The organism is Streptococcus sp. SG1 (assembly GCF_030439935.1).
GTDB lineage: Bacteria > Bacillota > Bacilli > Lactobacillales > Streptococcaceae > Streptococcus > Streptococcus gordonii.
Genome location: NZ_JAQFJC010000016.1, coordinates 1 through 9,950 on the forward strand (window position 1 = coordinate 1; position 9,950 = coordinate 9,950).

General features: G+C 32.9%; 13 protein-coding genes and 2 pseudogenes. 7 read left to right on the forward strand and 8 right to left on the reverse strand.

The features are described from left to right. A pseudogene (locus PCY06_RS10620) lies at positions 1–501 on the reverse strand (replication initiation protein); the annotation flags it as partial. A 45-nt stretch (positions 502–546) separates the two neighbouring features. Further along, positions 547–729, reverse strand: coding sequence for a hypothetical protein (locus PCY06_RS10625; RefSeq protein ID WP_041826713.1), 183 nt, complete (start codon positions 727–729; stop codon positions 547–549). A 219-nt stretch (positions 730–948) separates the two neighbouring features. On the opposite strand from PCY06_RS10625, the gene PCY06_RS10630 reads away from it, so the two are divergent. Then, complete coding sequence (locus PCY06_RS10630; RefSeq protein ID WP_003013606.1) at positions 949–1,461, forward strand: helix-turn-helix domain-containing protein; 513 nt, start codon at positions 949–951, stop codon at positions 1,459–1,461. A 217-nt stretch (positions 1,462–1,678) separates the two neighbouring features. Beyond that, positions 1,679–2,194, forward strand: coding sequence for an HdeD family acid-resistance protein (locus PCY06_RS10635; protein WP_003004261.1), 516 nt, complete (start codon positions 1,679–1,681; stop codon positions 2,192–2,194). Between the two features lie 495 nt (positions 2,195–2,689). On the opposite strand, the gene PCY06_RS10640 is transcribed toward PCY06_RS10635, so the two are convergent. Next, positions 2,690–4,171, reverse strand: a complete 1,482-nt coding sequence (locus PCY06_RS10640; RefSeq protein ID WP_082307367.1) for a M protein trans-acting positive regulator PRD domain-containing protein — start codon at positions 4,169–4,171, stop codon at positions 2,690–2,692. A 287-nt stretch (positions 4,172–4,458) separates the two neighbouring features. On the opposite strand from PCY06_RS10640, the gene PCY06_RS10645 reads away from it, so the two are divergent. From PCY06_RS10645 to PCY06_RS10665, 5 genes are all read left to right on the forward strand, one after another. After that, on the forward strand, positions 4,459–4,698 hold the full coding sequence (locus tag PCY06_RS10645) for a GlsB/YeaQ/YmgE family stress response membrane protein (RefSeq protein WP_045773459.1): 240 nt from the start codon (positions 4,459–4,461) through the stop codon (positions 4,696–4,698). A gap of 55 nt (positions 4,699–4,753) precedes the next feature. Then, complete coding sequence (gene amaP, locus PCY06_RS10650) at positions 4,754–5,335, forward strand: alkaline shock response membrane anchor protein AmaP (RefSeq protein ID WP_004192493.1); 582 nt, start codon at positions 4,754–4,756, stop codon at positions 5,333–5,335. Positions 5,336–5,346: 11 nt separating this feature from the next. After that, the gene (locus tag PCY06_RS10655; protein ID WP_002899156.1) at positions 5,347–5,517 is read left to right on the forward strand and encodes a DUF2273 domain-containing protein; all 171 of its coding nucleotides are present in this window, start codon (positions 5,347–5,349) and stop codon (positions 5,515–5,517) included. Positions 5,518–5,534: 17 nt separating this feature from the next. Further along, a complete protein-coding gene (locus PCY06_RS10660) occupies positions 5,535–6,125 on the forward strand; it encodes an Asp23/Gls24 family envelope stress response protein (protein WP_082307366.1) in 591 nt (196 codons plus the stop codon). Positions 6,126–6,208: 83 nt separating this feature from the next. Continuing rightward, positions 6,209–6,412, forward strand: coding sequence for a CsbD family protein (locus tag PCY06_RS10665; protein ID WP_008809820.1), 204 nt, complete (start codon positions 6,209–6,211; stop codon positions 6,410–6,412). Positions 6,413–6,675: 263 nt separating this feature from the next. Here the strand turns inward: PCY06_RS10665 and PCY06_RS10670 are convergent, their stop codons facing one another. The 5 genes and pseudogenes from PCY06_RS10670 to PCY06_RS10690 all read right to left on the reverse strand — a co-directional run. Further along, positions 6,676–7,740, reverse strand: a complete 1,065-nt coding sequence (locus tag PCY06_RS10670; protein WP_185774535.1) for a TIGR00341 family protein — start codon at positions 7,738–7,740, stop codon at positions 6,676–6,678. Between the two features lie 402 nt (positions 7,741–8,142). Beyond that, positions 8,143–8,277 (reverse strand): hypothetical protein, encoded by a 135-nt coding sequence (locus PCY06_RS10675; RefSeq protein ID WP_301390595.1) that lies wholly within the window; start codon positions 8,275–8,277, stop codon positions 8,143–8,145. Positions 8,278–8,292: 15 nt separating this feature from the next. After that, positions 8,293–9,432: a site-specific integrase gene (locus PCY06_RS10680; RefSeq protein ID WP_247941097.1), complete on the reverse strand. Its 1,140-nt coding sequence runs from the start codon at positions 9,430–9,432 to the stop codon at positions 8,293–8,295. A gap of 1 nt (position 9,433) precedes the next feature. Beyond that, positions 9,434–9,622, reverse strand: coding sequence for a DUF3173 domain-containing protein (locus PCY06_RS10685; RefSeq protein WP_000369785.1), 189 nt, complete (start codon positions 9,620–9,622; stop codon positions 9,434–9,436). Positions 9,623–9,633: 11 nt separating this feature from the next. After that, positions 9,634–9,950: pseudogene (locus PCY06_RS10690) on the reverse strand (replication initiation protein); the annotation flags it as partial.

The window sequence follows — 9,950 nt, forward strand, 5'->3', positions numbered from 1 at the left end:
CCCTCGACCATAGAAGACCTTATGGGTAACACCACCTTTAATATGTTGCAAATTAACGATTTCAGGCCTGTTGAAAATGTCAAATGCCAAATCAAAACGAGACAAACGTACCGTCAATGAATTCAATCTGGCAAAGTACATTAATTGCCTCCAAACTTTCATTCCATCAAATTCTTTTAAAGTATTAGGATTGAAATCAATTCGAATCAATTGTTCACCTCCATAAGTGGATAATTGGAAAAATATAATATTGATTGAATCATACTCATTAAAATCCTTAGCTAAAGTAAAGACATCATCTCGCACGTTATCATGTATTTCAAATGAGTCAACTCTTGTACTTATTGCCTGTTTCAGATTTTTGAAAATTCGTCTTAGGGAACCAGTGTCTGTATCCCAGATAACCGTTAATCTATCAATACTGACATCTAACCTCTGTACTAATTCTCCTATTTCACATCGTTCTTGAATGCTTCTTAAATCTTGTATAGAAACCAACAAAATTGTCCCCCCTTCTTTTAGATTTTTTAGGCCTCAGAAACACCGTCAAATCAACGTTTGATCGTTCCGTCGTTCTTTGGACGTTGTCCTAAGTGTACCTTTTTGCTGGCTGTTAGAATAGCCAGCTTTTGCTTGGCTAGAAATTGTCTGGACGGCAGCCTGCAGGACTTCGCCTGACTTCCCGTCAGGCTCGTCCCTTGCCCTTGTCCACACAATTTCTAGCTCCAAGGCTTCGAATAGTCATCAGTCATAGTCATAGTCATAGTCTCGTCCTCAAATTCCTCCTCACTCACTATTCCTAAACATATGAGTTATTTGTATCGTTTATAACTTATTTGTAAGTTATAAATATATTTTATAAAAAATATTTTGAGTAGTCAACTAAAAACTTGATTTGTAAGTTTATAGGTGATAGAATAAGTTTAAAATACAACATAGGAGTTTATCATGACCTTTATTATTCAAAATTTTGGACCCAATTTGGCACGACTACGCATAGAAAAAGGAGTAAGTCAAACTCAACTTGCGGAAGATTTAGGAATCGGTAAACAGTCCATCTCTGATTACGAAAAACAAAAAAGCTATCCTACCTTTGCAAATTTGGATAAGATAGCAGAATATTTTAATGCAACTCCAACCCAACTATTTGGAACTAGTAAAGAGATTGAGTTAGAAAAGAGTGTTCTTGAATCTAATGAATACTCTGATAAAGTAAGTGAGATTTTAAAAGCTGTCAAATACATCGAAGATTTTCTAGAAACTGATGGACAGTACTTAGAGGATTTACTTTACTTAACAAGAGGCAACCAACTATACACAGAAGATGGAGATGAGTTGTATATTGATCCAACTTCTCAGAAAAGAACACTTCATAACCAATATGAACCTGGTTTTATTGAAGCAAGGGATAAATCTCCACTAGAACTCTTAATTGAAAATAAGGAATTGTTTGATAAATAGAAAAAGCGAGGATAACCTCGCTTCAGATTGAAGTTAAAATCTTTAGAAGACACTTTTATAAGGACTTTGTCTTCAATCTGTGAAAAGGAGTGAAAACTCCTTTTCTTTTTGTAAGTCAGACTGAAACTTCCAAATTGTTTATTTATTTTATTGACATTTTCTATAAAAATAAGTACAATAGTTTTATTAGAAACTATACTATATAGGGGGTATTGAAATGAAATTTTCTAATCGTTTACTGCTATTCCTTGCAGGAGTTGTTTTTGTCCTTTTAGGACTTTTCCTATTTACAAACCCAGTAGCTAATCTTGTTGCTTACAGCTGGTGGATTTCATTTGGTTTACTGGTTTCTTCTATAGCAGCTATTTTAGGCTATTTCTCTGCACCAAAAGAGCTTCGCTCACCTGTTTATCTTTTCCAAGGATTTGTTAGTCTTCTCTTAGCTCTTTACCTCGTTGCTTATGGCTTTGTGACCCTGCCGGTCGTCATTCCGACCATTGTAGGAATTTGGTTAATTGTAGAAGCCATTATTGCTTTCTTTAAAGGCAATCGTCTAAGATTGATTTTCCCTATTATTGGTAGCAATATCATGTGGGTAGCCTTGCTTGAATTTTTACTAGGTCTAGTGATTCTGTTCAATCCAGTGGCTACAGGTGTCTTTGTCGTTTATGTCATTGCCTTTTCATTTTTAGTTACTGGCTTCACCTACATTATTGAGGCCTTTCGTAAATAGTCTAGTTGCTATTTCTATCGCATTCAAAAAAGCTGGGAAATCATATTCTCAGCTTTTTCGTCTCTTTAATTATCACTTTTTCGCATTCCATTCTACGTAGAAATTTGTTTTTCCATTTTATTCTCCAATTTGATCTCGCACTGACATTTATTTATAACAAAACTATATATCTAGAATAGCATAATCATTAGGTATTATAGGTTTTCAAACAAAATACGAGTCTTCGTTTTTGCCCCGCTTTTGCCCCATTTTTAAATCCTGACATTGAAAATACCTAAAAGTATTTCCCTAAAATCAGCTATATTTCAACATTTTTGTTTATTTTCAATATGAAAAGTTCTTACAAATCCATGCAGGGGGCATAGAAATAGAAAAAAAGCCTTGATTTTCAAGGCTTTTTTGCTTAAATTTTTAGGATATTCTGAATCTAATATAGATGAAATTCTTTTCTCATAACAAAAAAACGCTACATAGCGTTTTTTTTGTTATTCTTAGTTACTCATCTAGTCGAATAAACATCATTGCGTTAAGCAAAGAAATGAGTGCGACTGTATTAATATTATTGGAATAGATCAGTCTCTTGTTCTCAATTGGTGGAATAATAAAATTAGAAATAATAATGTCGAAAGGTGATTCTTTTAAAGAATCAATTGATAGTTCTAATTTATTCCATACTTCAAGTTCAAAATTGTTACTGCAATAGTAAGAAAGTGTCTCTGCTACTGATTTTGCATGATACTGATCAAAATTACTCATGACCAAAACCTTTAATTTAGGTTGATTTTGTAAAAGATTTAGCACTAAGTGTTTGCTATGGGTGATAAAAGTATAGGTCAAATGATTGACTTTCATTGAATTACGATCCATATCCAAAGTCTCTAGGTAATGTTCAATCCCTTCTTTTACCTCTGAAACAAATCGAGGGAAAATATTTTGAAAGTTCTTGATTGTATTGCCTTTTTGATCAAATAAGATAAACTCTGTCGATAATTCTTGGCGATGCAGATGTGCCGTATTATGCAGATGCCAGATCAGATTGTCCTTATTGTCTACTTGAAGATTATACTCTCTTGATACCTGATCCACTAAATCTCCCAATAACTGATACGATTTTTTTACATAGCTGTCTGTTTTTGCATAGTTCAAGAAAACTTCTTCATCTATGAAAAACATTTTTTGAAAATAGGATACAAATAGTTGACCGATCACTTCTTTATTCAGAGAGATATGATATTCAGAATCAAAGCTCGCTACAATGTCTTCGATTCCTTCTGCCTGCATGAAAGATTCTAACAATTGATTGTTAAAAGAATTTTTCTCAACTTCCAAGAAATGACCAAACTTTATTCGGTATAAATTCGTAACAAGGAGCAACTTTAACATTCGTTGAGTTGCGAAATTGACTGGAAAGGCAGTTTCTTTATAGACCAGCGCTAAAAGCTTACACAAAGGTTCTACTGAAAAATCTTCAAAGGGCCATTCAAGGAAATAATATTTCTCTGAAAAATACTGGGCAAAAAAGTAACGGATATCGATCTCATTTCCAGTAATTCGAACTGGATTGAGACTGATTTCAAAACGATATTGTTTCTTAATAATTTTATTAATATGACTGATGATACGGTAAAACGAGGATGAACTGATGTAAAACTCTTTACAAATACTCTTAGCATCACATCCTTCATTAAAGAAGACAAATTCTAAAATTGAAAAGTGAGTTGAATGTTTAAAAAAATGGTGATAAACCATCTCAATATCACTATCATCGGTATTAATGATACGGATACCATTTGTAGAGGAATGAAATATCAAGTCAGGAAAAGCAGACCTGACATGGGACAAGTCATCTTTTACAGAACGTTCTGTACAGTGTAATAATTCTGCTAACTCAGAAATATGAAACCATCGTTTGTTTTCAAATAGCAATTCTAATAATTCTAATTGTCTGTGACTTTTTTTAGACAGTAATTCTCGCATTAAAAATGTTATCTTTCTTTATAATATAGTGTTTATATTGTCATGCAATTATACCATATTGTGTATATTTAAACTAATCCAATAACTCAAAAATATATGAGAAATCATATTGTTTTTCTATCAAAACCCTATGAAATAAACGTTTTATTGTTTTTATGTATCTTAGATACATAAAAGCGATGATAAAAGTAAGCTGAATTATTATGTTTCAAAGTTGGAAAATTATATAATCATATTAATCAAAAGATTTGAATTTTGATTTAGTAAATTTAGAAAGGAGAATCGATATGCTTTGGTCTATTATTGTCGGAGGTGTTATTGGTCTTATTGCTGGATCAATCACTAAAAAAGGTGGCTCTATGGGTGTTATTGCAAATATTGTTGCAGGTTTAATCGGTTCAACTGTCGGTCAATCACTTTTGGGAACTTGGGGTCCTAGTTTGGCTGGTATGGCCTTGCTTCCTTCTATCATTGGTGCAGTTATTGTAGTAGCTGTTGTATCATTTTTTGTAGGTAAAAAGGCATAAATTGTCTTTTTACTTTCAGAATACAATTTAAAACTTAATGATGTGAGGATTCAATATGTCAAAATCAAGAAAAATACTTTTTCTCATACTATGTATTTTAATCTTGACGATTTTGATTCCTGTTTTGCTAGATTTTCATAAAGTTAGCGGTCTGGGGCTTCAACTATTTACCTGGAAGTTGTTCACTTGGAAGCAAATTCCTTTTGTAGGATACTATCTTTCTAGATATGTCTTTTGGGGCACTGTGGTTTTAGCAAGCTTAATCTTACTACTGATGTTAGTGATAGTTTTTTATCCTAAGAGACGTTTAGAAATTCAGCTAGCTGATGCGGATGGGAAACTGATGCTGAAAAATTCAGCGATTGAAGGATTTGTTCGTAGTCTGGTAACAGATCACGATTTAATTAAAGATCCTACAGTTTCAGTAAATAGCCGTAAAAACAAATGCATGGTGTCCGTTAAAGGGGCAATCGTTCCTTCGGAAAACATTATCAAGAGAAGTCAGTTGATTCAAGAAGAAATTGCGTCTGGATTGACAGAATTCTTCGGAATCAATCATAATGTCAAGCTTAAAATCTCTGTCTCAGACTTCAAGCCAAAAGAAGTGGCTAAAAAAACTACTAGTCGTGTAAAGTAAGGAAGTGAAAAATGGAATGGTTTAAAAAATATCAATATCCAATCTTGTCTGGATTAGCAGGCATTATTCTAGCGTGTTTTATCCTATCCTTTGGCTTCTTTAAGACTCTATTTGTCTTGATTTGCGCTACTCTAGGGGCAGGAATCGGATATTATATTCAAAACAAAAATATATTTAAATAAGAATAAAGGAGTTTAACATGTCAAATAAAGATGTTAAAGATGTTGCAAAAAAAGAAGTTGCTCAAGCAGCTCACGAAGTAAAAGGTGAATTGACTTATGATGATAAGGTCATTCAAAAAATTATTGGCCTTTCTTTAGAGAAAGTTTCAGGTTTGCTGGCTATTGACGGTGGCTTCTTCTCTAACTTAGCAGATAAATTGATTAACACTGATAATGTCACTAACGGTGTTAATGTCGAAGTTGGTAAAGAACAAGTAGCTGTTGACTTGAATGTAGTAGTTGAATATCAAAAGAATGTTCCTGCATTATACGACGAAATCAAGAAAGTTGTTGTGGAAGAAGTTTCTAAGATGACTGACTTAGAAGTTGTTGAAGTCAATGTTAATGTTGTTGATATCAAAACTAAAGAACAGCATGAAGCTGATTCAGTTAGTCTTCAAGACCGAGTAACAGATATTGCAGAATCAACAGGCGAATTTGCTTCAGAGCAATTCGAAAAAGCAAAATCTGGTATTAGCGGTGGTTTCTCAGCTGTTCAAGAAAAAGTTGGTGATGGTGTGGAGGCTGTTAAAGACGCTACTTCTAAGGAAAAAACTCGCGTTCATTAATACTAGAACTACGAAAAGAGATTTTTATTTTATTTCTTTTCTATAAATAAAATACTTAAAAACTCATAATGGAGGTAAAGATTATGTCTACAGAAGAAAAATTCAACCAAGCTAAAGGTTCTGTTAAAGAAGGACTAGGAAAATTAACTGGTGATAAAAAAACAGAAAAAGAAGGGGCTGCTGAAAAAGTAGTTTCTAAAGTTAAAGAAGTCGCTGAAGATGCCAAAGATGCTGTCGAAGGCGCAATCGAAGGCGTTAAAAATATGATTAATAAAGATGACAAATAAAGCTAAGAGTTAATTTCTCTTGCAAAACATCTTTGTAATTTATAATAGTAAAAAGAGAGTGGGACAGAAATCGGTAATTCGTTAGAATTCGATTTCGTCGTCCCACCTCCGCACAGTTGAGTAGGGCTGTAAAAGCTGATGGAATCAGCGTAGTAGAGCCCACTCAACCACTGCGTCATGCTCGACAATCCAAAGACAATTGAGAGGCTAGGACTTTTATCCCAGCCTCTTTTTCATTTCTCTTGCAACAAACGGTGATTTGATTACTTATTTTTAGTCTCCGTTTCACTCTTTTCCTTATCAATCTTTTGAAGATCCTGATCATTCTTATATTGAATAATAAATTCTACTACTTCTTTTTCAGTCAATCGATCATTGGATAATTGTGAAATTTGAATTGAAATATTTTGCAAACCATAGTCATTTTGCTTACTAATGAGGTTTTTTAATTCCTCGTCAGAAAGATGTTTTCCTGAAATAGTTAACTTTAGTGTATTATTTTCTTTGATAAAGTTCTTTTTTAGTACTGTCTGCTCTTTAAACTGATCAGATAAGTATTTATTTATAGATTCATTAATTAGTGTTTCTCTAACTAATGTAGCTGCTGAAACCAAACTGGGAATAATAAGAATAAGCGAAACTAGAATTAATATTTTTCTCATTTTATAAGCTTCTTGATTATGTTTAATGTAATGATTTTTTACCATAGTTAAGCTTGTTCCAATATAGGTAGCAATCATGATAAAGCTACAATTAATGAAAAATAAATAAGATGCACCTAGCATGAACTTAAAATTTCCTGTTGCTATAGAATAACCAACAGTGCACACAGGAGGCATAAGAGCCGTTGCAATAGCCACTCCAGGTACAATATTATTTGCTTCTTTTTTTCGTGCCCCTATAACTCCAGCCAACCCTCCAACAAAAGCTATAACAACATCCCAAATTGTTGGAGAAGTTCTAGCAATAATTTCTGTACTTGCATAAGAAATAGGAGAAATTAGAAAATAAACTGTCGATGCTATAAGACTCAACGAAACTTGAATAAACAAAATTTTAAACGACTTTCTGAGCAGATTCATATCCAATATCGCTAGCGAAAAACCAATCCCAAGAATGGGTGTCATTAGCGGAGAAATTAACATTGCACCAATGATAACTGGAGTAGAATCCATGTTTAAGCCAATAGATGCAATCAACATTGCGCATAACAAAATAGCTAAATCACTTCTTGTTAAATCTAGATCATCATAGACCTTATTTCTAAATTCTGTTAAAGAATAAAGCTTGTCATCCTGTAAAATTTTTCTCAAAACAGCATTCCTCATATTAATGTTTTCCAAAGTATAAATCCACTCTAATTAATGAATGAAATTTGCAATATTGACAAAAAATATAGAAAGTGGTTTATACTAGTAAATATTTTAACATACAATTTGATAAATTTATTATTAACTTATTGCCCATACCATCCTAAATTTTAACTTTTTCCAATCTCCAATTATAGAAGCTCAACGATTATAATGTAGCACAAACGATACGCACTAAAATTTTTCAAACTTTAAGGAACCAATCTATTAGTAAACAATTGTTTAAAATCTATCTAGAATAAGAAAGACGCAACCACCTAAAACACGCTGATAAAAATAAACATTCTATTCATGCCTCACTTTCGCCTCATTTTGAAATAATCAGATTTAAAATCACTTAAAGTATCTTCTGAAAATCACTTACATTTCAATATTTTTGATTATTTTCAAGATGAAAAAGCCTCCCAAATTCATGTAGGGGGCATCTAAATCAACAGGAAAAAGCCTTGATTTACAAGGCTTTTTTGCTTGTCTATAACTGATTTGCCCCATCATTTGCCCCACATTTTTTTATGAGCAATCTTTCCAAACATCTCTAATTTGATTAAATTCTTCAAAAATTTTCTCTTCTAAAGTGTGTCCATATACTTCTACTAACATTGAAATATCTCTATGTCCTAGAATTTTTGCAATAACTCCAAGGTCAAATCCTTTGTGCCAGAGGTAGCTTCCATAGGTATGACGTGCTCCTTTTGTCGTGATAATTGGATAAATATCTAATTCATTTAAAAGAACACTCAAAGCTTTATTGACACTTGCAATGTCTGGTACCAAGTGAATATATCCATAATGCTGAAAAATCATTTTATACCTATTCTTGATTCCTAGCTCTTTATTAGCCTTCTCCTGTTCAATTTTTAGGACTTGTAATATCTTAATACATTCTTCGTCTATCGGTACCATCCGAATAGACGTTTTATTTTTTGGAGGGACAAATTTATGAGAAAGGGTATTAAACCTCCTATATGTTTTTAGCAGCCCTCTGTCAAAGTCAACTTCATTCCAAGTTAACGCTATTAATTCTCCAAACCTCATGCCTGTTTTTAATAGAAAATAGACGATATAAGGAACAATTGAACGTTGGTAATCAAATTTTTTCTTTACTGCTAAAAGTAAATCCAGATAGTCCTTTTCTGTATGTAAATATTTCTCTTCTGTCATCTGTTGTTCTTTGGATGAAAATAACTCGACATGTTGTGTAAAATCATCAATTAGAACTTTGTCAGCAATTGCCATTTGGATGCTCTGATGAATCCCAGTATTCAATCTACCAAGAAAATTTCTACCAACTGTTTGCCCATACTTATTCATAATTCTTTGGTAGTCACTCGCACGAATTTGAGTGACTTTTTTATTTCCAAATAATCTTTCAATTGTGTTTTTACGGAGAAGATATTTTCTCTTTGTCTCTTCCGACCTACTACTCGGTAGAATTTTTAGTTCAAGCCATTCTTGATACAGATCTACAAGAGAAATATCTCTAGAAATTCTTTTTCCTAAACGAAGTTCTTGCAGAATCGGTTCAGCTTCTGACTCTGCAAGTTTTTTTGTTTTAAAACCGCTATTATGAGCAACAGTTTTTCCTTCGCTACGAATTTCATAGGTCCATAAATTACTATCTCCTCGCTTTCGATAACGAACACTTGCCATATTACGCCACCTCTGTTCCCAGAATCTCATTTACAACACTTTTTGGAACAACCATCAAACGTTTGCGATTATAAAATGTATAGCCTCGTGATACAAGTAATTCTCTCGCCTGATGAATGATATCATTTGCTGTATGAGGGCGATAGCCCATTTCAATTAATTCTTTGTTACTAATTAAATTATTGTCCATAGTTATCCTCCTTATTTATTTTCTAAATTCAGAAACTCACCTACAAGTAGTTGTAATTCTGCATTTAATTTAGGGAGGTTCTGTATTAATACTTCTTTTAATTCTTCCGCAAATTGGTTCGTTTCTTCTCTCAATAGTTTACGGACTCTTGTTTTTTTCTTTTTGATGCTGTCTGATTTTAAATTTGGAAAAGCCAATGATAACAGTTCAGGATTGTTGACAAAGATAATTGTAAATGCTCTTTGCTCCACTCGAATATGATCTAGCTTATAAAATCCGAAATTATCAAGTCGATTCATAATATCTTGGACCATCTCCTCACCAATCG

Coding starts and splice junctions, on each gene's coding strand:
- PCY06_RS10630 (WP_003013606.1), top strand. CDS start 949: ATGACCTTTATTATTCAAAATTTTGGACCCAATTTGGCACGACTACGC.
- PCY06_RS10635 (WP_003004261.1), top strand. CDS start 1,679: ATGAAATTTTCTAATCGTTTACTGCTATTCCTTGCAGGAGTTGTTTTT.
- PCY06_RS10640 (WP_082307367.1), bottom strand. CDS start 4,171: ATGCGAGAATTACTGTCTAAAAAAAGTCACAGACAATTAGAATTATTA.
- PCY06_RS10645 (WP_045773459.1), top strand. CDS start 4,459: ATGCTTTGGTCTATTATTGTCGGAGGTGTTATTGGTCTTATTGCTGGA.
- amaP (WP_004192493.1), top strand. CDS start 4,754: ATGTCAAAATCAAGAAAAATACTTTTTCTCATACTATGTATTTTAATC.
- PCY06_RS10655 (WP_002899156.1), top strand. CDS start 5,347: ATGGAATGGTTTAAAAAATATCAATATCCAATCTTGTCTGGATTAGCA.
- PCY06_RS10660 (WP_082307366.1), top strand. CDS start 5,535: ATGTCAAATAAAGATGTTAAAGATGTTGCAAAAAAAGAAGTTGCTCAA.
- PCY06_RS10665 (WP_008809820.1), top strand. CDS start 6,209: ATGTCTACAGAAGAAAAATTCAACCAAGCTAAAGGTTCTGTTAAAGAA.
- PCY06_RS10670 (WP_185774535.1), bottom strand. CDS start 7,740: ATGAGGAATGCTGTTTTGAGAAAAATTTTACAGGATGACAAGCTTTAT.
- PCY06_RS10675 (WP_301390595.1), bottom strand. CDS start 8,277: ATGATGGGGCAAATCAGTTATAGACAAGCAAAAAAGCCTTGTAAATCA.
- PCY06_RS10680 (WP_247941097.1), bottom strand. CDS start 9,432: ATGGCAAGTGTTCGTTATCGAAAGCGAGGAGATAGTAATTTATGGACC.
- PCY06_RS10685 (WP_000369785.1), bottom strand. CDS start 9,622: ATGGACAATAATTTAATTAGTAACAAAGAATTAATTGAAATGGGCTAT.